The 24624-nt window shown below is 40.6% G+C and carries 12 protein-coding genes and 1 pseudogene; 5 read left to right on the top strand and 8 right to left on the bottom strand.

The genetic code is table 11. The annotated features are described in order from the left end of the window. Window positions 1-66: 66 nt before the first annotated feature. The 6 genes and pseudogenes from H6G75_RS03025 to H6G75_RS03005 form a co-directional block, all read right to left on the bottom strand. Window positions 67-447, bottom strand: coding sequence for a nuclear transport factor 2 family protein (locus H6G75_RS03025; protein WP_199337696.1), 381 nt, complete (start codon window positions 445-447; stop codon window positions 67-69). A 54-nt stretch (window positions 448-501) separates the two neighbouring features. Then, window positions 502-3777, bottom strand: coding sequence for a non-ribosomal peptide synthetase (locus tag H6G75_RS03020; RefSeq protein ID WP_190978521.1), 3276 nt, complete (start codon window positions 3775-3777; stop codon window positions 502-504). 94 nt (window positions 3778-3871) lie between these two features. Continuing rightward, window positions 3872-10537 carry a non-ribosomal peptide synthetase gene (locus tag H6G75_RS03015; protein WP_190978520.1) on the bottom strand — a complete coding sequence of 2222 codons (6666 nt, stop codon included), beginning with the start codon at window positions 10535-10537 and terminating at the stop codon, window positions 3872-3874. A gap of 33 nt (window positions 10538-10570) precedes the next feature. Continuing rightward, the gene (locus tag H6G75_RS03010) at window positions 10571-11854 is read right to left on the bottom strand and encodes an aconitase/3-isopropylmalate dehydratase large subunit family protein (RefSeq protein WP_242051445.1); all 1284 of its coding nucleotides are present in this window, start codon (window positions 11852-11854) and stop codon (window positions 10571-10573) included. Window positions 11855-11986: 132 nt separating this feature from the next. Continuing rightward, window positions 11987-12136 (bottom strand): annotated as a pseudogene (gene leuD / locus H6G75_RS33875) (3-isopropylmalate dehydratase small subunit); the annotation flags it as partial. A gap of 133 nt (window positions 12137-12269) precedes the next feature. After that, the gene (locus H6G75_RS03005) at window positions 12270-13361 is read right to left on the bottom strand and encodes an isocitrate/isopropylmalate dehydrogenase family protein (protein ID WP_242051439.1); all 1092 of its coding nucleotides are present in this window, start codon (window positions 13359-13361) and stop codon (window positions 12270-12272) included. Between the two features lie 607 nt (window positions 13362-13968). Between H6G75_RS03005 and plsY the strand changes: the two genes are divergently transcribed. Then, a complete protein-coding gene (gene plsY / locus H6G75_RS03000; protein ID WP_190978517.1) occupies window positions 13969-14658 on the top strand; it encodes a glycerol-3-phosphate 1-O-acyltransferase PlsY in 690 nt (229 codons plus the stop codon). A gap of 239 nt (window positions 14659-14897) precedes the next feature. On the opposite strand, the gene H6G75_RS02995 is transcribed toward plsY, so the two are convergent. Next, window positions 14898-15185 carry a hypothetical protein gene (locus tag H6G75_RS02995; protein ID WP_190978516.1) on the bottom strand — a complete coding sequence of 96 codons (288 nt, stop codon included), beginning with the start codon at window positions 15183-15185 and terminating at the stop codon, window positions 14898-14900. 223 nt (window positions 15186-15408) lie between these two features. Here H6G75_RS02995 and H6G75_RS02990 point away from each other — a divergent pair, with 223 nt between their 5' ends. Further along, window positions 15409-17049, top strand: a complete 1641-nt coding sequence (locus tag H6G75_RS02990; protein ID WP_190978515.1) for a CocE/NonD family hydrolase — start codon at window positions 15409-15411, stop codon at window positions 17047-17049. Between the two features lie 5 nt (window positions 17050-17054). Beyond that, the gene (locus H6G75_RS02985) at window positions 17055-17540 is read left to right on the top strand and encodes a YcxB family protein (protein WP_190978514.1); all 486 of its coding nucleotides are present in this window, start codon (window positions 17055-17057) and stop codon (window positions 17538-17540) included. A gap of 14 nt (window positions 17541-17554) precedes the next feature. On the opposite strand, the gene H6G75_RS02980 is transcribed toward H6G75_RS02985, so the two are convergent. Further along, window positions 17555-22648 carry a PAS domain S-box protein gene (locus H6G75_RS02980; RefSeq protein WP_242051438.1) on the bottom strand — a complete coding sequence of 1698 codons (5094 nt, stop codon included), beginning with the start codon at window positions 22646-22648 and terminating at the stop codon, window positions 17555-17557. 400 nt (window positions 22649-23048) lie between these two features. On the opposite strand from H6G75_RS02980, the gene H6G75_RS02975 reads away from it, so the two are divergent. Next, complete coding sequence (locus H6G75_RS02975; protein WP_190978512.1) at window positions 23049-23672, top strand: 4Fe-4S single cluster domain-containing protein; 624 nt, start codon at window positions 23049-23051, stop codon at window positions 23670-23672. A 292-nt stretch (window positions 23673-23964) separates the two neighbouring features. Beyond that, window positions 23965-24243, top strand: coding sequence for a hypothetical protein (locus tag H6G75_RS02970; RefSeq protein ID WP_190978511.1), 279 nt, complete (start codon window positions 23965-23967; stop codon window positions 24241-24243). Window positions 24244-24624: the final 381 nt, after the last annotated feature.

Below are 24624 nucleotides of genomic sequence, written 5' to 3'. Positions count from 1 at the left end.
AGTCGAGAATGGAGAGCAAAGAGATTATTATAAGTAATTTAGAACGTCCAAGATATTGTATATAACTTATACTGCGGGTCTAAAAAAATAGCTGCGTCGAGTTTTAAATTTACCATCTTCAAACGAATAAACATCTGCGAAACGCTCATTAATTTTTGAACCATTTTTATGTACACCAATAAAATTGCCCCAGCAAGCACCATAATTATTATCAATTGCAATATATTCGATGTGATGTTTTCCAGAGGCAATAATTCTCTCATACTGATAAAATTTGAGTAATTTATCAAGCCCAATAAAAGGCTGATAACCAGGACGTTCATAAATAATATTGTCGTCAAAGCAATTTTTAAGTAAATTCCAATCCGAGGAATCAACGGCAGAAAATAAAGTAACTATCAATTCCTTTTTGTCGGCAAGATTCGATAAGGTAATAGTCTGTGACATATTCTTCATCCTGGGAATTTTGCATTTGTGACATTAAATCGCTAAAACTAGTTATCAAAACATTAACTGCTGTGTCACCTCCTCTTCTGATAACTGATCTACCTCTGCCAAAATTCTTGCTAAATCGTCATTTTCTGCTTGCTCAATTTGCTGTTCCATGACTTTTTGAGCCAGTTCAGCAATAGTAGGATTGTCAAACAAATAACGCAAAGGGAAATCTAAATTAAAAACTTCCCTTAAGCGAGAAATAACTTGAGTAGCTAGTAAAGAATGTCCCCCCAACTCAAAAAAGTTATCGTGAACTCCTACCTGTTGTAATTGCAGAACTTCAGTCCAAATCGTGGCTAATTCTTTTTCAATTGGTGTGCTAGGAGCAATAAAATCAATCTCTAGATTTCTTTGGGTTTGATCAGGAAGAGGTAAAGCACGGCGGTTAACTTTACCGTTAGGAGTTAGGGGTAGTGCTTCCAGAAATACGAAAGCAGTAGGAATCATATAATCTGGAAGCTTTTCCTTGAGGAAATTTCGTAAACTCTTAGGAGTTGGCGTATTAATTTGCGCTACTGAATAAGCTACTAATAATTTCTTCCCTGGTTCATCTTCCCGCACCATCATTACAACTTGCTGAATGTCGGGATGCTGAATCAAAACAGCCTCAATTTCTGTTAATTCAATGCGAAAACCACGAATTTTGACTTGTGTGTCAATTCGTCCAATAAATTCTAAATTTCCATCAGGTAAACGACGGACTAAATCACCTGTTTTGTAAAGTGTATCTTCTAAAATGAAAGGATTGGGAATAAATCGTTCACTAGTTAATTTTGGTTGATTTAAGTAACCTCTAGCAACACTTGCTCCACCCACATACAGTTCACCGACTACACCAACTGGAACTCTATGTAAATTTTCATCTAGGATGTAAGTTGTGCGATCGCCAATGGGTTTACCAATAGGAATAGAACTGAGATTTTCAGATAGTTGTTGAGGAATGGGATAACAACAGGTAAATACTGTACATTCCGAAGGCCCATAACCATTAATTATTTGAGTTTCTGGTAGTAGTTTTAAGGCGCGACGGACATGATCTACAGACAAAGATTCTCCACCTATCAGCAGTTGTTTAACACCTAATAAACTTTGGGGTATTTGGTCAATGATTAGATTGAACAAGGCGGAAGTTAACCAAAGGGTGTTAACTTTTTGTTCTTGAATAATTTGGCTTAAACTTTCTGGTGTAGGAATCTTTTCGGGATACAGTACACAGCGTCCACCATACAGCAGTGCTGGCCACATTTCTAAGGTGAGTCCATCCCAAGAAATAGATGAATGTTGTAGCCAAACTTGGGTTTCATCAAAGTGAATATAATCCACCCCAAACATAAAACCGATGAAGCTGCGATGAGGAACTTCTGTTCCTTTTGGTGTTCCTGTTGAGCCGGAGGTATAAATAATATATGCTAAATTTTCTGGAGTAACTTCACTGAGTAAATTATCTTGTGAATATTGAGCAATAATTTCCCAGTCTGTATCAAAATCCACTACAGTTTGATGATTAATTGGGAGTCTATTTTTTAAATGAGTTTGAGTTAATAAGATGGGTGTTTGTGTATCTTCGATTATTAAAGCTAGTCTTTCAGTCGGATAAGCTGGATCTATTGGTACATAAGCCCCACCAGCTTTGAGAATAGCGAGTATTCCAATCACCATTTCTAAGGAACACTCAACACAAATTCCCACCCGGACTTCTGGTTTAATTCCCAATGATTTTAAATAATGAGCTAATTGATTAGCGCGGTGATTTAATTCTCTGTAAGTTAAATTTTCCTGTTTATATGTAAGTGCTATTGCATCAGGTGTTTTGTTTACCTGTTCCTCAAATAAAACATGAAGACATTTATAATTAAGAGAATCTGCTGTTTGATGATTCTCTAGCTGAATTAATTGCGCTTCTTCTTCTACACTGAGTAATGATAATTGAGCAACTTTTTGTTGTATATTAGCTGCTATGTTTGTGAGCAATGTTTGGAAATGCCCAATCATTCGGTTAATTGTTTGCCCATCAAAACAGCTAGTATCGTAAACAAACCTGCCAGCTAATTGGACAGCAGGATTAATTACTAAAGTCAGAGGATAATTAGTGCGTTCAAAACAACTAATTAGCTGAACTTCTAAAGTTTTTTGAGCTGCTTGTTTACTTGAATCTACTGGATAATTCTCAAATACTAAAAGACTATCAAACAGTGACATTCCTGGGGGAATCTCACTCATTTGTTGAATTTCTGCTAGGGAACAATAAGCATATTGTTCTTGTTCTAAGGCTTGGGTTTGTAATTGTTGGAGCCAGGTTAATAATTCTGTCTTGGCTGTAATTTGTAATCGGACTGGTAGGGTATTAATTAATAGCCCTACCATTGAATCTACTTTTTCTAGAGTTGCGGGACGACCGGATACAGTTGCACCAAAAACCACATCATTTTCACCACTGTTTATAGTGAGCGAAGTCGAACTATAGCGGGAAATTAGTAATCCCCATGCGCCTTGCACTAAATTATTCAAAGTTAAATGGTGCTGTCGCGCCAAAGATTGCAATTTTTCAGTTACCGTTGGTGATAATTGAAAATGTTGCTCCTTGTATCTTCCCAGTCCCCAGTCCCCAGCGATGCACTGAGCTTGTCGAAGTGTCCCTAATCCCCAATTCCCCAATAAAGTAGGAACTTCTAAACCTTGAAGAGTTTTGCACCAAAAGTTTTTTGCTTGCTCAATATCTTGTTGCTGTAACCACTCAATATATTCTCGATAGGGGCGAACTCCAGGGAGACGTAAATTTTCACCTCGCTGACTAGCTTCATACAAAGCTAAGACTTCTTTGAGAACGATTTGCATTGACCAGCCATCAAAAAGAATGTGATGATGACTCCAAATAAACTGGTGGGTTTGCTCTCCTAATTGAATGATGGTAAAGCGCATCAGGGGGGCTTGATTGAGAGTAAATCCCTTTTGGCGATCGCTTTTTAACCACTCTTCTAACTGCTGCTGTTGTTCATCAGGTGCGAAATTCCGCCAATCCAGCTTCTCCCAAGGAAGATCCACCTGCTTACTCACCACTTGCAAGGGTTTTTCTATCTCTTCCCAATAAAAGGAACTACGTAACACTGAATGTCTCGCCACAACTTGTTCCCAAGCTGTTTGGAACGCCGGAAAATTCAATTCCCCAGAGAGTATGCAAACTAACTGCTCAAAATAAACTTCTGACTCTGGTGCATAAAGGGTATGAAACAACATCCCTTGTTGCATCGGTGAAAGTTCATAAAGGTCTTCGATGTTTTGCATTATTACCTCTGGGTTGGGAATGGGGAAAAGTAGACAAGGGGGACAAGGGAGACAAGGGAGAAAAAACTAATGACTAATGACTATTGACTGTTGACTACTTTTTGCTGATTTTGGTGAGGAATTTGTCTAGTTGTTTTTGGTTAAGTTTGGCGGCGGAAAAGTCGGAGGGGGTATAGCTTTGGGAGTCTTTTGATTGACAGTGGGCTATGAGATTTGTTAGGGCTTCTATGAATTTTGCAGCTAATTTTTCAATGGTTTCTCGTTTGTGGATTTTTTCGCTATAACTCCAGGTCATTTCTAGTTTTCCTGCACGAATAAAGCCGCTTATTCCTAACAGGTGAGAGCGTGTATTGAGTGAGCTTTGTTCTGATTTGAATTCTTGGGCTGCACCCAGGTTTGCAGATGCTCTCAGCACTTGATCAAATTGACCAAGGTAGTTAAAACTAACTTGTGCTGGTGGTCGAAATGCTAATTTTTCGCGGATGGTGGGGTTTGCGTGCAGATATCGCAGTACGCCATAACCGATTCCTCGGTGGGGAATTTGTCGCAGTTGTTCTTTGACTGACTTTAAAGCGTCTCCTAAATTTTCACTGTCTTTGAGTTGTAACCCGACGGGAAATAAGGTGGTAAACCAGCCAACAGTCCGCGACAAGTCTACATCTTCAAATAAGTCTTCCCTTCCATGTCCTTCTAAATCGACGACTAAAGAATTTTCGCCTGTCCACTGGGCAAAACTTTGTACTAAGGCTGTTAAAAGTACGTCGTTAATTTGAGTGTTGTAGGCTGAAGGTACATCTTGTAATAGGGCGCGGGTTTGTTCTTCAGTCAACGCCAGCGACACAGATGCAGTTGCGGCGACGGTGTTATTTTCGTTATCAGATGGATAGTCTACTGGTAAGGGTGTAACTGGAATATCAGATTGACTCAGCCAGTAATCCAATTGTTTGACGGCTTCGGTTTGGGCGTATGCTGTTAAGCGATCGCTCCAATATTGCCATGATGTTGTCTTGGCTGGTAGTTTAATCGCCTCACCCCGGCTAATTTGTTGGTAAGCAGTGGCTAAGTCTTCCAGTAAAATCCGCCAGGAAACTCCGTCAACGGCTAAGTGATGGATGATACAAAGTAAACTACTGGGGCGATCGCTTCCTAGTTGGAATAAGGCGAATTGTGCGATTTTTCCGGTGGTTAAATCCAGACTCGCCTGGAGTTCAGCGTCTTGAGCTTTGATAGCAGCGTCTTGTTCTGCTGGTGCAAGATGGGATAAATCAAAAATGCTCAGTGGTACAGTTTCCTGGGTGGTGTGAATTTGCTCCCAGGTTTCACCTTGCTGCACAAACCGCAGACGTAAAGCATCGTGATGTAATAACAGTTGTTGAATTACCTGCTGTAATAACTCAGGTTGTACATCTGTTGGTACTTCCAGTAATGCTGACTGGTTAAAGTAATTGGGTTGGGATAATTTCTGCTCGAAAAACCATTGTTGAATCGGTGTTAATCCTACATCACCGGCGACTAATCCCTGTTCAGCATTGATTTTGCGAGTGATACCCACTACAGTGGCTAACTCAGCAATGGTTTGATATTTAAATAGCTGTTTAGCTGCAATTTGGATACCCGCCTGATTAGCTTTGGAAACTAGCTGAATACTCAGAATTGAGTCGCCACCCAATTCAAAATAGTTATCGTGAATGCCAACATTTTCTATTCTGAGGACTTCCGACCAAATTGCTACTAATTTCTCTTCTATTAGTGTGCGGGGTGCAGCAAATTTATCTTCCGCACTGCGAGAAAAGTCAGGTGTTGGTAAAGCGCGATAGTCTACCTTTTGGTTAGGAGTCATCGGAATGCTTTCCAGCAACATAAACGCCGCCGGAATCATGAAATGCGGCAGTTTTTGTTTGAGGAAATCGCGCAATTCGTCCACGGAACCTAACCCCCTAGCCCCCTTCCCTATAAGGGAAGGGGGAATATCTGAAGCCTCTCTCCTTGTAGGGGAGCCAGTTGCGTGGGCGGGTTTCCCGACTTGAGCAAACTGGCGTGAGAGGTTGGGAGAGGGGTAGTGAGGTACAACATAAGCCACGAGCCGCTTTTGTCCGGGAACTTCTTCATGGGCAATTACCACAGCTTGCGACACTTGGGGATGTTGTCGTAATACTGCTTCAATTTCGCCCAACTCAATGCGGAAGCCGCGAATTTTCACTTGGTTGTCAACTCGTCCCAGGTATTCTAGATTGCCATCTTTCCGCAATCTGACTAAATCGCCGGTTTTGTAGAGTTTTAGCGGTGTGGGGGAGGAAAACTCTATGAATTTCTCGGCTGTGAGTTCAGGACGTTGCCAGTAGCCTCTGGCTAGTCCTGCTCCTCCAATATGCAGTTCTCCTGGGACTCCTATGGGTAAGGGTTGCAGATATTGGTCTAAAACATAAAGTTGAGCATTGCTAATTAGTTTACCAATGCTGATGGAGGTTAATTCTGGGGTGAGGCGTTCTAGGGTGGTGACGACTGTGGCTTCTGTTGGGCCGTAGCTGTTAAATAATTGGGGTGATGGCTCAAGATGAGCAATGCTACTGTGCCAACGTTGCACTTTTTCTAGTTGGGCTTCTTCACCACCGATAATTACAGTCCTCAAACTGGCGGGAATGCGCGAGTCTTGGGGTTGCAATTCTGCGACTAATTGATGCCAATATGCTGTCGGTAAATCCAACACAGTCAACTGTGATTTTTGGCAACATTGCCAAAAGTCATCACTAGAGTTGAGCATGGCTTCGGTGCGTAAAACTAAGGTTGCACCAACACACAAACAGGGGAAAATTTCTTCAATAGATGTATCGAAACAAACTGAGGCAAATTGCAGCACCTTATCTTGAGCATTGATTCCATACTTATCAATGGCAGTGAGGACAAAGTTTTGCAATGAGCGATGCTCAATCATTACGCCCTTGGGTTTACCTGTAGAGCCAGAGGTATAAATAATGTAAGCCAGGTGATTTAGTTGCACATCACTAACTGGATTAGCTGTGCTGTGGGTGGCTATTAATTGCCAATCTGTGTCTAAACAAATTGTTTTGCCTGTATAACCTGCTAATTTATCTTGGAATCGCGCTTGTGTGAGCAAAATACCAAGCTGGGTATCGGTCACAATCTCAGTGATGCGTTCTTGGGGATAAGCAGGGTCAAGGGGAACGTAAGCACCACCAGCTTTGAGAATGCCCAGTAAACCTGCAATCATATCCAGGGAACGCTCAACGCACAAACCTACTAAGGTTTCTGGCTTCACTCCCAAACTTTGCAGATAGTGGGCGATTTGGTTGGCGCGATCGCTCAATTCGCGGTAAGTTAATTTATGCCCGTCTTGTTCTACAGCTACAGCATCGGGTGTTAATTCTACTTGCTGCTCAAATAACTTATAGATACACTCTTTCTGTGTATATTCTCGGTATTTTTGCGTCCATTCTTCTAGTAATTGCTGCTGAGATGGCGTGACCAGAGGTATTTGCCCAATTTGCTGCTCTGGGTTGGCAAGCATCTCAATTAGTACCTGTTGATACTGCTCTAACATCTCTTGCATGGTGTCAGCATCAAACAGGTCGCTGTTATATTCCAAAACTAAGGTAATTCCTTTAGCTCCAGTTTTCGCGCCGTGTTGTACGCTTTGTTCAAACCGTGGAATAACGAGGAAGTCAATATCAAACTTCGCAGATTTGTTACTCGCCGGTTCATGTAAGAAGAAGTCAAAGCCAGGGAACTTCAGATATGGCTTGGCGGAGTTATGGAAACTGAACATCACCTGAAACAGAGGATTATGGCTCAGGTTACGGACTGGTCTAATCGCTTCTACAACTTTATCGAAAGGTACGTCTTCGTTGGCGTAAGCTTCCATTGTCACTTGGCGCACACGGTCGAGTAATTCCCGCACGGTGGGATTACCTGATACATCGGTGCGTAACACCAAGTTATTGACAATCATCCCCATAATCTTCTCGATTTGGTGTATCCGGCGATTCGCCACCGCAGACCCGATAAAAATATCATCTTGCCCAATGTATCGATGCAACAGGATGATAAAAGCTTCCAGCATCGTCATAAATAAGGTTGCACCTTCTTGATGACTGAAAACTCTCAAGTCTTCACACAAATCGACAGGTAATTCCATCCTGACGTGATCGCCATTATAAGTTTGTTCTTTCGGGCGTGGGCGATCGTAAGGTAATTCCAACAACGGCGGAATTCCTGCTAATTTTTGTTGCCAATAAGCCAACTGGGCTTGCGCTTCTGGAGTTTTCGCCCATTCACGCTGCCAAGTAGCAAAATCTGCAAACTGATAACTTAATTCAGGTAGTGGGGAAGGTTTACCCGCCGAGAAAGCTTCATACAGTGCTACCAACTCACCCAAAAAGACATTAAAAGACCAGCCATCATGCGCCATGTGATGCTCAACATGGGTCAATATATATTCCTGGTCGCTCAACTGAAATACAGCCCATTGAACTATGGGTAGTTGTGTCAGGTCTAGGTGTGTGAGAACTTCTTCCTCAACTAACTTTTGCGCTTCTATTTCCCTTTCAGCTTCGGGAATTCCTCGCAAGTCAACGACTCTAAAAGCGGCTCCTGGATGGGGGTGAATTACTTGATATAGGCGACCATTTACTTCCTGATAAGTTGTGCGGAAGATTTCATGACGCTTGACAATCTCATCTAAAGAGCGTTGTAGTGCTGCAATATTCAAGACACCTTTAATTTCCATCGTGGCTTGGAATTGATAAGCACTATTTTCTGGTGCTAATTTATGGACGAAGTAGATACGCTCTTGCGAAAAAGAAACTGGTACAAGTCCTTCATGAGAAATGCGTTGGATGACAGGACGTTGCCATTGTGATTCTTCCCCACCTTGGACTATGAGTTGAGCTACAGCAGCTATGGTGGGATTGGCAAATATCTGAGTAAAGGATATGTGAACCGCGAAAACTTCCCGCACACGAGAAAGCATCTGAGTCACAATCAGAGAATGACCACCCAAACAGAAGAAATTATCATTGATTCCTACTACATCCAGTCCCAATAATTCTGCCCAGATAGTAGCTAACTTCTCTTCAACTGGGTTACGAGGTGCAATAAAAGCTTCTTCTAAATCGGGGCGTGTCCGTGCTGGGGCTGGGAGACTGCGGCGGTCTAGCTTACCATTGGGGGTCAAAGGTAAGGAGTCAAGCATCATCAAAGCTGCTGGCACCATATAGGTAGGCAACTTTTCTTCTAGAAAGCGTTTTACAGTTGTGGCGTTGACTCCTGATTCTGGCTGAGGAACGATATAGCCAACCAACCGTTTATCACCAGGAACATCTTCGCGGACAATTACCACCGCTTGCTGTATGTCTGGGTGTTGATGTAAAGCTGCTTCGACTTCTCCTAATTCAATGCGGAAGCCGCGAATCTTCACTTGGTTATCGACTCGCCCGACAAACTCGATATTTCCGTCTGGTAAATAACGTCCTAAATCTCCGGTTTTATATAATCTAGTTTCTCCTACCTCTGCCAACTGATGCAGAATAAATCTTTCTTCAGTCAACTCTGGACGGTTGAGGTAGCCTCTTGCTAAACCATCGCCACCAATGTAAATTTCCCCAGGAGTACCAACAGGAACAGGTTGTAGTTGGGAGTCTAGTATATAGATTTGTGTATTCGATATCGGGCGACCAATGGGTAAAGTTGTAGCCCCTTCTGGAACATCCTCAACTTGATACCAACAAGAGAAAGTTGTACTTTCAGTTGGGCCATAAACGTGCAGCAAATGCTGTGGTGCGCCATTGTCTAGAACTGCTTTCACAGACTTGGGGTCTACAGCCTCGCCACCAAATAGCAAGTAGCGCAAGTCTTGGAATGTTTGGGGTGCAATATTAGCTAATTGATTAAATAAAGCAGTAGTTAAAAATAATACATTAATTTTATGCTCACGGATGTAGGCGGCAAAATCCAGGGGTGAGAGCAGAACATTCTGCGGAACACCCACTAAGGTCGCCCCATGCAGCAATGAACCCCAAATCTCAAAGGTGGCGGCATCGAAGGAAGTATTCGAGGCTTGGGCTGTACGTTCAGCAGATGTAAACTGCACATAATTGGTGTTGCAGACTAGCCGATTTACAGCCCGATGGGGGACAGCAACGCCTTTGGGTGTGCCTGTGGAACCAGATGTATAAATTACATAAGCCAGATTTTCTGAGGTGACATCACTATGAGGATTATCTGGGCTTTGAGAATCAATTAAGTCTCTGTCCGCATCCAAACAGACAGTCTTAATATCACTTGCCGCAAACTTTTCCACAAACTTTTGCTGAGTTAACAGTAATGACGCTTGTGAGTCTGACAACATGAAAGACAGACGGTTTTGGGGATATGTCGAATCTAACGGTAGATATGCACCACCAGCCTTGAGGATTCCTAAGAGTCCGATGATCATTTCCAGGGAACGCTCAAGACAAATCCCGACTAATACGTCTGGTTTTACACCCAAAGATTGTAAATAATGAGCTACTTGGTTAGCTCGGTGATTCAACTCTTGATAAGTAAGTTGTTGACCTTCAAAGGCGATCGCAATATTATCTGGTGTTTTCGCTACTTGTGCCGCAAATAATTCTTGTATGCACAAATGTTGATGATAATCTACAGATGTATTATTCCATTCCACCAAGATTTTGTGTCTTTCCTGCTCAGTTAAAGCAGACAAATTTTGAATATCACGCGTAGAGTTGATCACCATTTCTTTCATAAATTTTGGATATAAATTGATAAATTAGTAAATTTATTTTTCATCAAGAGAGTAGCTAATTTTGCCTTTGATTGCTGATATTGCCACCGTTCTGGGGGAGGCTAAATAGTTTTTACCAGTAGGATCACCACTGCGTCCTTTAAAATTACGATTGGTTGCATAAATCCCCGTTTCTTCTTTATCTAAAACCCCAATTCCAGAATTGATACAAGCACCACAACCAGATTTGAGAATTTGTGCGCCTGCTTGGGCAAAAATATCGAGATAACCTAACTCTTGGGCTTGTTCTCTGATTTCTACGCTGGCCGGGACAATAAATAAATTCACGCCATCTGCGAGTTGGCGACCCTGCAAAACTTCAGCCGCCTGTGCTAAATCGTAGAGTTTGCCACCTGTGCAAGAGCCAATAAAAGCTTTGGTGATAGGAACTTCTTCTAACTCACTAATGGGAACTACTTGATCTGGTTTTGGGGGACGGGCAACTTGCGGTTCTAGATGGCTGAGGTCAAATTGATAAATTTTTTCGTACTCCGCATCAGTATCGGCAATAATTTCTGTAAATTCCTGGTTAGAGCGACTTTTCACATAATTTTTGGTTGTCTCATCTGGCACAATCAACCCACAGATAGCACCACACTCAACGGCCATATTCGCTAGAGTCAATCGTTCATCAAAGGGCAGTTGTGCAAGGATTGAGCCGCGAAACTCCATCACTTTACCAGTCGCCCCAGCACAACCGATTTGCCCCAGAATAAACAAAATAATATCTTTGGCGCTGATATAAGGAGGTAAAGTTCCAGACAAGTCGAATACTAATGTTGAGGGAACTCGAATCCACATATCCCCCATTGCATAGATATTGGCCATATCTGTAGTACCAACCCCGGTGGAAAAAGCTCCTAACGCGCCGTAGGTACAGGTGTGGGAGTCTGTTCCCGCAATGATCATTCCTGGTCGGACAAGTCCTTTTTCTGGGAGTAAAACATGACAGATACCCGCAGCTTCGCCAGGGGAAACCATGTCAAATAAATGACAGCCTTGCTCTTGGGCAAACTGAATCATCTCTTCATACATGACATTGGCTTTGCGATCGCTACGAATGTCATTGACTTGGATAAAATGGTCTGCTACCAGAACTACCTTTTGCGCGTCCCACAGCTTGGTAGCTTCTCCATAGTGTTTATAAAATGTCGCGGCGACAGGCCCAGCCACAGCATCATGAGATAAAGCTAAATCGACCTGAGCAAAAACTACTTCCCCAGGACGAACATAGTTGTTACCAGAGGCTTTAGCTAAAAGTTTTTCAACTAAAGTCATGGGTCGTTTTGGGGTCAGACTTTGCGGAATAGTGATTTTCCCCTGACGACGCATTTGATTAAAAGCTATCAATCCACCTGCTTGAGCGATCGCATCTACAACAGGATTCTCTGGTTTTTCTCCCAAAATTTCTAGGGTCAGTCCAATATTGATGCTATTACGATAAAAAATTTCTGCAAAAGATTGCGCTTGAATCTTTTCAATCCCTGCCGCTTTTAGGGCAACAGGCGCAATTTCTCGACTAGAACCACAACCAAAATTTTTCCCAGCGACAATCACGTTATATTTCTGTAGTTCCCCGATGCCAATCAAATGTTCTAAAGCATAGTTTTTCAGCTTTTCTGGATCGTATGTAGTAGCTCGATTGGCAGGAATAATATCATCGGTATTGATGTCATCTCCTAGATATAAAACCTTATTTGTATGACTCATAAAGCACCCCAGATTCTGAATATTTTTCACTACAAATTTCTGCTAACAACAGGTCAATTATTTCTTCTGTATTGACTAATATTTCTGACCCTTGCGGAGATAAATCGGCTGTCCGATATCCTTTGGCTAAAACTTTATCTTGGGCTACCAGAATGCGTTGGGCAGCACCAGCTTCTCCCCACTGCTGAAGCATTAAAACACAAGCTCCAAGGGTTCCCAATGGATTGGCAATTCCTAACCCTGCAATATCTGGGGCTGTACCGTGAATCGGTTCATATAGTCCAAATCCATCCGCGTTCAGACTGGCTGATCCCAATAAGCCCAGAGAACCTACTAAAGCACCGCCAATATCGCTGAGAATATCCCCAAACAAATTACTAGCCAAAATCACATCAAATCGTTGGGGATTTAACACCATTTGCATGGCTAAGTTATCCACCAACATTGGTTCGACTATCACACCAGGAAAATTAATAGCTTCTGCTTGCACTATACGAGTCCAAGGCAAATGAGGTAAGGCATTTTCTTTGTGCGCTACAGTGAGCCGTCCTCGACGCTGTTGAGCCTTTCGCAAAGCTTGGCGAGCGATGCGCCGGATTTCTTCGTCGTAGTAAAGCATGGTGTGGTAGCCATAAGCTCCCTGCTCATCTTCAAACCTGCCGCTAGGGCCAAAATAAATACCACTAACCAATTCTCGAATGACGAGTATATCTAGCCCTTTAACTTTTTCTGGTCTGAGACTAGATTTATGCAGCAAACTATCAACAATCCGAATTGGACGCAAATTACAAAAAAAGTCGTAGTGTTTTCGTAGTTCTAGCAGTCCACCTTGAGTCACTGCACCAAATAAAATGCCATCAGAGCCATCACATAGTTCAATTGTGGCCTGCGGAAAATAACTACCAAATTGTTCTAAAGCTGTGTTACCAAGCCAACCATAATCTACTTGCAAGGTAAATCCTTCCAGTTTAGCGACTTGTTGCAGAACTTTTAAAGCAGCTTCTACAACTTCTGGGCCGATTCCTTCTCCTGGAATACAGACAATGCGATAAGAAGGATTACTAAAAAACTTCATTTTTCCGGATTCATTAATTGATGAGGCTTCATACATTCGGAAATTGTCAAAGCTGAAATCTAATTTTTAAAGAAATAAATATATCGTTGATTACCTAATTGCATTATTTTAATATCCTTTAAATTTGAATATTAATGAATGTAATGTAATTCTAATTAAAATCATAAGGTTTATATTTTTTGCTTATTGTCTTTTACAATTATTTCATCAGATAGATGGTCTCAGTTTTATCAAGAAAATGCAACCGCGATTAAACCAGTTAAGTAGATATTTAAAAGATGAAAGTCAACAATTTCAGTAGACAGTTAAGATATTTAAGACAGTTAAGGAAGTTAGTTAAGACATTTAAGACAGTTAAATAGATGATCAAATATATTGTAAAGATTAATTAAGATTTGTTAAGAAAAGTCAGGATTTCGTCAGATGTTTTTACTTTGTAGTTGACAAGATGCTAATGCTGCGAATAGTTCCGAATGCTTGATACAAATCACTGGGTCTGCTCTCTCTGCTCGTCTAACGGTATAACACCTCGACACAGACAGGTCTCTATTCTCTGTTCCCTGTTCCCCGTTAAACTATTGACTACGGACTCTTGTATGGATGGTTTATGGCTATTTGGTTAAGTTTGTGTGGAGCAATTTTTGTAGTGGCTTACTTGCTCGGTTCCTTTCCCACTGGTTATATTGCCGTGAAGCAGCTAAAAGGTATTGATATTCGAGAAGTGGGTTCTGGTTCAACGGGGGCGACTAATGTATTAAGAGCTTTGGGTAAAGGGCCAGGCGCATTTGTTTTAGGAGTTGATTGCTTAAAAGGAGTATTAGCGATCGCTTTAGTTTATGCTTTATTTAATTTTGTTGGTAGTTCCGAGTTAATTCCCACAACTGTAGATGTAAAATTATGGCAACCCTGGATGGTAACTTTAGCGGGGTTAGCGGCAATTTTGGGACACAGTAAATCAATATTTCTCGGTTTTACTGGTGGTAAATCTGTGGCTACCAGCTTAGGAATATTATTGGCGATGAGTTGGCAAGTGGGTTTAGCAACTTTAGGCGTATTTGCTGTTGTTGTCGCTATTTCCAGAATTGTGTCGTTAAGTTCAATTTCTGGTGCGATCGCTGTCTCTATTTTTATGGTAATTTTCCATCAACCATTGCCTTATATTTTATTTAGTATTCTTGGCGGTTTTTATGTAATTATCCGTCACCGCAGTAATATAGAGCGCCTTTTAGCTGGGACTGAACCCAAAATTGGACAGAAGGTAGTTACAGAAACCGAAACAACAGAACAGACTGTTTAATTGTTGATGTAGTTATTTAATATCGCGATATATATAGCATTCCTAGTTGATATGTGAATAACAAAGACAAAGGAGACAAGGAAGACAGGGTAGACAAGGGAGAGAGATGTTGATAAATAATTTAGGATTGCTGTATGAACAAAAAGATACCCGAATTCTTTGAGAAGTTGGGTATCTGAATATCTATAGCAGTCCTATTTGAGATATGAACAAACGATCCCAGCAAGACATGGTCTACCCTACAAATTCTGAATTTGGAATGCAATTAAACCAATTAGAACCACTAGACCTAATGCTCTGCGAAAATAATTAACGCCTTGAAATAATTCCAGCCATGCCCAAGTAAATAAAGCACCATTGGCAAGTATTTGAAACACTGTATTGAGTGTGCCACTGGGAATAATTAAGCTTAACAAACCTGCTACTACCCAGAGAATTAGTGGTGGGTTTGGCGCTTGGGCAATGACAATATTGCAATTACTGTCTCGAAAAATTTTATCAAATAATGTACTGTCTGTATTTTCCATAAGATAATTTCTATTTAACTAAAAATTAATTAACTGATACAAATTCTCTGCTCGAATGTAGTTCTAGCACATTAATTCCATTAAAACATTCAGCCAAATATCGTACATACATCTAATTGCTGAAATTTGAGCAGTAAGCCATATCATAGATGCAGAGATAATTCCCCCAATAGATACATCTCATAATCTACCTGATTTCATCTTGCTCATCTGTAGTTATCGTATGTATAAAGTTCTTCCGAAACAAACTGCATCTATGTACACCCGCGATGGTGTCAGGCTGGATGCAGATATTTATCGCCCTGATGCAGCAGAGAATTTTCCGGTATTATTAATGCGACAACCTTATGGTAGAGCGATCGCATCAACTGTAGTCTATGCTCATCCTAGTTGGTATGCGTCCCAAGGTTATATTGTCGTGATTCAAGATGTTCGCGGACGTGGGACTTCTGCTGGGGAATTTAAGTTATTTGCCCATGAAATTGCTGATGGTGAAGATAGCATTTATTGGGCAGCACATTTACCTGGAAGTAATGGCAAAGTCGGGATGTATGGTTTTTCCTATCAAGGAATGACTCAACTCTACGCCGCATCTGCTAAACCCAGTGCGTTAAAAACAATTTGTCCCGCCATGATTGGTTATGATTTATATACAGATTGGGCTTATGAAGGTGGCGCATTCTGTTTACAAACTAATCTTGCTTGGGCAATTCAATTAGCCACAGAAACCGCGCGTCTCCGCCATGATCAAACAGCTTATCAAGCTTTATTGACTGCGGCACGCAATTTACCCATAAATAATCCTGAAATTCTCCAACAACTTGCCCCAGAGTCCTTTTATCATGAATGGGTAGCCCATCCCCAAGCAGATAATTATTGGGAAGAACTTTCACCCAAGCGCCACTTACAAGCTGTGGACTTGCCAATATTTCATATCGGTGGATGGTTTGATACTTATCTGCGTGGTACTCTGGGTTTTTACCAAGATATAGCAGCCCGCAGTACCCAACCCCAACACTTATTAGTCGGCCCTTGGGCGCATTTGCCTTGGGGAAGAAAAGTCGGCGAAGTTGACTTTGGTGCGAAAGCCGCCAGCCCTGTAGATAGAATGCAAATTCGCTGGTTTGATCAATTTTTGAAAGATATAGATACAGGCTTGTTGCGGGAGTCTTCTATTTGTCTGTTTGAAATGGGAAGTAATATTTGGCGCACTTTCCCCAGTTTAAATACAGATAACCAAAAATCTTATTTTCTGTCAACTACCGGACTCGCCAGCATCCGCGAAGACTCAGGAATACTCAGCACTCACACTTCGACTACGCTCAGTGTACAGCACTCAGAACTCAGCACTCAGGATGTTTTAGTCCACGACCCTTGGCGACCTGTACCGTCTTTAGGTGGTCATGCAGGATTACCAGCAGGTGTATTTGAGCGATCGCATCTTGATTGTCGTTCTGATGTGTTAACTTATACTAGCCAACAACTCACCGAAGACCTGCATATCCTGGGGGACGTAGTGGTAGAAATTGATTGCTTTGCTGACCAGCCTAGTTATGATCTATGCGCTGTATTATCCCAAGTGCAGCCTGATGGCAAAGTATATAATTTGACCCAAGGTTATATACATTGCCCACCAAACACTGCCGTTCCGATTAAAATTCAACTGCAAACGACTTGTGTACGCATTGCCAAAGGTAATGCTTTGCGTTTGAGTTTGAGCGCCGCTTGTTTTCCCTCCTACGCCATGAACTCTGGTAATGGCGCAGTGCTGAACAGCCATGATTTCGGCAATGCTCAGGTTATCACATTGACAGTACATTGTGGTGGCGATCGCAATTCTCAAATTTTCTTACCAGTGGTTTAAATAGTATGTACATCAAAACCAAAACTTTTCAAATTACACCAAAAGAATTAGGCGGAATCTTAACTGCTATCTATTACAAGCGGATGAGATTTTTTTTTATTCTCTTAGTACCTTTATTAGTAATCTATATTGTTATTTCTATATTGCAGAATCGCTTTGATTGGTGGTTAATATATCTTGCAGGTTCAGTAGCATATTTGGCCTCCTTACCTTTGCTCTTTAAAGTACAGAAGCGCAGTTCTACATTAGAGTTTCAAAATCGCTACTGTGAAATTGATGAAAACTTCTTTGCAGTCTTTTATGAAGATGGCAGTATTGTTAAAATTAATTACTCAAACTTTATTCAAGTCATAAAAAATGCAGACTATTATTTTCTCTACCTGACTAAAATCCAATTCTATTATTTACCAGTTACTGCCTTTGAAAGTGAAAAAGATATTCATAGATTTGATTTGTTTTTGCAGAGTAAACAATTAATGAAGCTTTGGTAGTTTTACTATATGATTTAATTTAATTTTTTACTAGCCAAATCCATAATTTTTTCAAACTGAAAGTTGTGAGCTAAATTTGCCAAATACTTTTGATATATAGAATTCTTAATCGGGATTTCTGAAATTAACTTGAAAATTAAATCATCACTACACTGAGCAGCAGCGTTATGTAGTTTTGTCAGCCATTCATCTGGCATTTGGGTTAACCAATCCAACACCTCATTGTGCATGGTATTGTAATTCGTATTTGATTGGATTTCATGAGCAAATAGTTGACTTTCTTCCTGATAAATATATTGAACACTTAAATATTTTTGAATTTTTTCCAAAATTTCTTCTTCACGAAATGGCTTATTAATTAAATCATCACAGCCTGCTGCTCTTATGGCTTCTCTTTGTTCTTCAAAAGCATGGGCAGTTAAAGCAATAACAGTCGAATTAACAGAAGACAAAACTGCTGTTTTATTTGTATTTTTAATCACATTGGTCGCTACATAGCCATCCATTACAGGCATACGCATATCCATAAAAATCAGATGTGGTTGCCATTCTTGCCATAAGGTAATTGCTTCCTGACCATTTGTAGCTTCGCGCACTACAAAACCTCTCATTTGTAGCAATTTAACCAGTACTAAACGGTTTTCTAAAACATCATCTACAATCAAAATTCTGTACTCAGTTTGTCCTGGTGCTAAACACAAAATTTGATGTTGATTTTGTTTAACTATAACTTGACTAGTCGAAGCAAGACCAATTTCAATTTGAAAGATAAAAGTAGTGCCAACACCTTGTTGGCTGGTAACAGTGATATCTCCTCCCATCAACTGTACATATTTACGACTAATGGCTAAACCAAGTCCAGTTCCTTGTTGAGATTTGCGTCCAATTTCAGTTTGTCCAAAGGCTTGAAATAACAAACCAATTTCTTGGGGAGAAATACCAACACCTGTATCTTGTACCTCAAATATCAAAAAATGTCGGGAAATATTATCTATTTTTTCCTGTGTTTTTTGGGCTAACTTGACACGCAATGTCACGCTACCTTGAGCAGTAAATTTAATGGCATTGCCTAAGAGGTTGAGTAAAACTTGCCGTAGTTTGTTGTCGTCTGTTTCCACATATTGAGGTAGCTGTGGTGGATATTCAAAGTGCAGTTGTAACCCTTTTGATTCAGCGCGTAAACGCAACATTTCTTCTAGATTGTTTAATAAGGCAATTAAATTAAAATGACTGATGTTTAATGTTGTTCTGCCAGCTTCGATTTTAGACATTTCTAAGATGTCGTTGATTAAGTTCAGCAAATGCTCACCAGCACGATTAATAATTGCTAGGTGTTGTTGGTGTTCTGTTGACAGTTGATTGTCATAGCTCATAACTTGGGTAAAGCCAAGAATCGCATTTAGTGGTGTGCGTAATTCGTGACTCATGTTAGCGAGAAATTCGCTTTTGGCTTTGTTGGCAGCATCAGCAGTAATCACTGCGGCTTGTAGTGCTTGTGATTGTCTTTGGGTTTGTGCCAGCAGTTCGGCTTGTTGTAAAGCAATTCCCAGATGATTGCCAATTTGCACAACAATGTTAATTTCGCCAGTTTTCCATTCTCGTGGACTAGAGTTTTGATAACTGGCTAGTAAGCCCCACAGTTTGCTACCGCAGAAAATTGGGACAATAATATAAGCTTTGGCTTGAAAACGTTCTAATAAATCTAAATAACAAGAATCAAAATCGGCTTTGTAAATATCTGGTACAGAGCGAAAATTGATATCTTGGTTATATACACCGCCTTGATTGGCTTGCAGATAGGTATCTTGAATGGGATAAGCGGCGCTTTGTAAAATCTTTTCTAGACAGCGACCATCTTCTAAAACATTGTTGGCAATGATGGGATCACTGATTTGTTCTAACATTAAAGAAATCCAACCTTCGCTCATGGATTCTGAGACAAATTCACCACTCCAATCAGGATTAAAACGATAGACAACCACGCGATCGCAATTTAATACTTGGCGTAATTCTTCAGTTGTCGCAGCAAAAATTGTCTGTAAGTCTAAAGTTTGGCGCATTCTTTGAATAACTTGGGCAATTGCTTTTTCCCGTTCGACACTCTCCCGCAAAGCGGCTTCTGCGAGTTTAGTCTCGGTAATATCTGTAATTGTCCCTATGTGTCCGGTAATTTCTCCATGTTCATCCAGTTCGGGGATGGCTTGGCAAATCACCCAAACGCTTTTTCCATCAGGACGCAGAAAACGATGTTCACAAGTATATAAAGATTTGGTGGCGGCGGCTTCATTCCAGGTAGCGAAAACGCGATCGCGATCATCTGGATGCAAAGCTGCTGCCCACCCAGTCCCCATTGCTTCTGCTTGTTCTAAACCAGTAATGTCACACCAACGCTGATTCAGGTAGATACAATGACCCAAGTTGTTTGTATGGTAGATACCGACTGGTGAAGCATCGGCTAAGGTTTGATAGCGTAACCGACTTTCTTGCAAAGCCAGTTCTGCACGTTTGCGATCGCTAATGTCTACTACCACTGTACCCACTCCAGAAATGCGATTGTCTTCATCGGGAATCGGAAAATATGAAGTTAAAAAATAACTCAATGTTTCTGGTTGCTTGGGTGTGGGTGTACAAATTTCTATATTCAGAATCTTTTCGCCAGTCGATAGTATATGTTCATAAAATGGCACTACTAATGGTGCAGTTTGGGGTATAACTTCGTATATTGTTTTGCCAATATGTTCTTCTGGGGATAATCCGTGAATGTCAGCTAAAACTTGATTTACCTGTACATATCGCAATTGGTGATCGAGTATTTTCATCCCCACAGGCGCACTGCTGAAAAAAGCATTTAGACGCGCTTCTCGCAGTGCTAATTCTCTCTCTAAAGTCTTGCGTTCTGTAATATCTTTATGAGTACCGATCATCCGTAATGGCTGACCCCAATCATCACATTCAACAATTTTCCCGCGAGACTGAATCCATTTCCATTCACCATTAGCACAGCGCATCCGATACTCAACTTCATAAACCGGACTCATTCCTTGGAGATGGCCTTTTAAAGCAGAACTGACTGCTGGTAAGTCTTCTGGATGGATATATTGCTCAAGTGCTTGAGAAGTATTTGTCAGATAGTTGCTTTCGTACCCCAGTATGTGTTCCCACTGCCAGCTACAATAAGCTTGATCTGTGATCAGATTTTGATCCCACAAACCCAAGTCACTGGCTTCTAAGGCAAGTTGTAAACGTTCTTCACTTTGTCTGTGTGCAGCTTCGATCATTTTGCGTTGAATTAAACTGCCTAACTGGGTAGCAACAGCGCCAACTAACATCAATAAACGCTTATCAATGGATGCGGCAGTGCGTTTAAAGAATACTAAAACTGCTAATACTTCACCCTCAGCTAAAATTGGCATACCAAAGGCTGCTTTTAATCCTACCTTGGCAGCTTGTGGCGATCGCAAAAATACTGGTTGCGTAGCCGCAGAAACATCTTCAATCCATTCTGGTTGTCTCGCTTCCCAAATCCGCCCAGGGAGTCCCTCACCCAAGACAAACTTGACTGTTTGGCTATTGAGCGAAAATTGTCCTAAACTGCTTTCTTCTCCATACCACACCAAACTGTGTTCTAAAAATCTCCCATCTTTACTCGGTAGCCATGCTTCACCAAAATCCCAATTGATGGAATGACAAATTAAACGCAACACCACTTTTAAAGCACTATTCACATCCAACGCGCGGGTAATAGCTTGAGATGTTAAAAGTAGTAGCCGACTTTCATTTTCTGCCTGCTTACGATCTGTAATATCTTTAGCTGTGGCTAACACATATTTCTGCCCATCAATTTCAATCATTTCCGCACTGAACAACATGGTTTTGATTTCTCTATTGGCGGTACGGAAATCAACTTCATAATTGCGTAAAGATTTGGTTTGTTGCAAAATTTGCGTCAGAAACACACTTTCTTGCGAATTAGCCCAAATCTGCAATTCTTGATCAGTGTGACCAATGACTTGATTACGAGAATAACCAAATAGCCGACAAAAGCTATCATTAACTTCGATGTAGCGAGTTTCTGGCAGTTTACACAAGATAATTGGGTCAGGGGAGGCTTTAAAGGCGGATGCTAACTTGGCTTCAGAAGCTTGACGTGCGGTTTCGGCAAGTTGACGTTCCCGTGCTTCCAGTATTAAAGATGCTATGTTTGCCAGGGAACGGGCAAAGTTTTGGTCTTCTAATGTCCAAGTCCGCAATCCTCCCACCGCTTCTAAACACAAAACTCCCACTGTTTTGCCGACTGATCGAATTGGTATATCTAAAATCGAAGTAATGTCGAGGGCAGCATAAGGTTGAGCAAATTCTTGCGTTCGTGGATCAGTTTGAACATTCTCCACCGCAATTACTTCTTCTTGCTGCAAAGCTTGAAAATAAATTGGATAATCTACTACAGCTAAAGTACGTCCTTCACTATGTTGCTGATGACTTTGCTTAAATAAATCTACACAAGAGATTGCAGTTGAAGTTTGATTATATAACCAGACACTAGCTCGTTCCGTTTCCAAGTTTTTGGTAGCTGCTTCTGTAATGGCTCCAAATGCTTTCTTGATATCACCTTGATATAATATTTGATTTTTGGCTAATTCTGTTAATACTAAATAGTGGTTACGCAGTTTAATATTAAGTAGTTGTAAAGCTTGTGCCTGAGATGTACTTTCTGTTGAGGCCAACTCTAGTTGCTGATGCTGTTGTTGACGATGAATGCAGCTCTGGACGCGGATTAAAATTTCGGGAGCGCACAGTGGCTTGGTAATATAGTCAACAGCACCTAATTCAAAGAATTTCGCTTTGTCTTGCAAAGATTCTAGGGAACTGAGCAAAATAACCGGAATATTTTGAGTTTGTGGATGATTTTTGAGATATTGACAGACTGCATAACCATCCATGTCTGATATGAGAATGTCCAGTAAAATTAAATCAGGCAATGTTTTGAGTACTGCATCAATTACCAGTTTACCTGAAGTGATTTTTTGTACCTGATAATTTTCACCTTCAAGAATTTGAGTTAAAAAAGTTAAATCAGTAGGCTGATCATCAACCAATAGAATTTTCATCGATTGATCATACATAATGTCTTTTAATTTTATAATTTATTAAAAATTTCCGGTGATCAAAGTGAAAATATTTCCATAAAATTAGAATATTATTAATAAATATAACGCAGAGATAGTAATTTGGTTTGATTGCCGAATTGAATGGTGTTGTCAATCATTTTTGATTTCCGCAAAAAACGTGATTCACGAATTAGGCGAGATATCTTCACAAGTTCCTCATTTTTTTCGGGTTCAATGTTGATGGAATTATAGAGAATAGCAGTTTAGTCAAATCAAATGCAGTATGTCGAGTGACTGGTAGCGATAATTGCTGTGATATAGATTTTGATTGCGATCGCACCCCACAATTCCAAATCAAAGCATCAAGAGTATTGGGTAATTTCAGCACAGGAGGAAACAGATGGAAATTCAACCTACTCACCCATCGCCCACACTTCTAGAAATTCCCCCTGGCTATCTCAACATTATGGGTTATGTTGACGAGTCAGAAGTTAATGGCCCTGGTTGTCGGGCTGTGATTTGGGTGCAAGGTTGTCCCCGCGCTTGTCCTGGTTGCTTTAATCCTGAGTCTTGGCCTTTTGAGATGAACCAACTAATTGCTGTTGATACCCTCGCCGAACAAATTCTCAGTAAACCCCAAAACACAGGTGTCACCTTCTCAGGTGGTGAACCTTTTTGGCAAGCACCTGCTTTAGCTGCTTTAGCACGTAAACTCAAAGCTGCGGGCTTAAATGTCATGTCTTTTACAGGTTTTACTCTCAAGCAACTCCAGTCCGACTCCGCACCTCCAGGTTCACAAGAATTATTAGCACAATTAGATATTTTAATTGATGGGCCATTTGTCGAATCCCTAGCGATTAATTCTCCCAACTCCCCAGTTTCTTCCAGTAATCAACGGGTGAACGTTTTTAACCCCGCTTTAGCCGAGCAAATTACTTGGGCTAGTGACCAAATCGAAATCCACATTCTCAAGGATGGTAGCCGTATTGTCACCGGTTATCGTGGACGACTGGAGTTAACTTAAAGTAATTGAGTATCAATGTCAGATCCCCGACTTCTTCAAGAAGTCGGGGATCTTATTTTTCACTAATGTATAACTAAAGGCGCTGGTTAATTATATTGATTATCCAAAAAGATGCAATAAATATTTATCTAATGTTAAACTATTAATCTAAATATTTTTATTCAACCTCTAAAGATAGAATTTTATTCTAATTTTTTATAACTAAAGAATAATTTCTGATTTCACAAATATGTCTATAAATTAAGCATAGGTAATTAACAAATACCTATGTAACGTAAGTGAGGTCAAGATTATGTTGTTTCAAACAAAAGTATCCGATTTATTTGTGGATTTATCTCCAGAAAACCAAGAATTTTTAGCTGGGGGATGTAAATATTATGGTCGTGGTGAACAACCAACTCAAGGAGTATCGCCAGCAGAAGAATCATCACCTGAACAGTCATCGCCAATAATTTCATCGCAACCATCAGTGCGTCTGGTTGTCGGTAATATCATTACAGTAACACCATTTGCCAAGTGTTTACCCGGACAAGGTTGTTACGGCGGACAAGGTTCTCAAAGTCAAGACTAATGAGATTTTGAACAAGTGGGAAAAGTCTCTTTTTTCCTTTTAATAAATTAAGTGTATGAGGCAGGGGAATAAAAATTTATTTCTCTGCTTACTTGTAAATACAATTGTGTCATCTGTTTTAAATCATGCGTGAACTACAAGATCCCCGACTTCTTCAAGAAGTCGGGGATCTAAACGTAGATTGTGCAAAATATCAGATGATTGCTATAGTGCAATTGTCTTGACAAATGAATTAGTTAGTTATAAATGAAATTGGCTCTCCCAGAGTAGCTATGCTAGAATAGCATGAATAAAATCAGTATAATTCAATAGAATTAGCAGTAATTGGTGGCAAAAGCCCAAGTAGGGAAAGAGTTATACAAGCAATTGGCAATATAAACA

This window comes from Nostoc sp. FACHB-280, from assembly GCF_014697615.1.
Classification (GTDB): Bacteria; Cyanobacteriota; Cyanobacteriia; order Cyanobacteriales; family Nostocaceae; genus Nostoc_B.
Note: the sequence above shows the minus strand (reverse complement) of the source record. Positions and strands in the feature narration are given on the sequence as shown.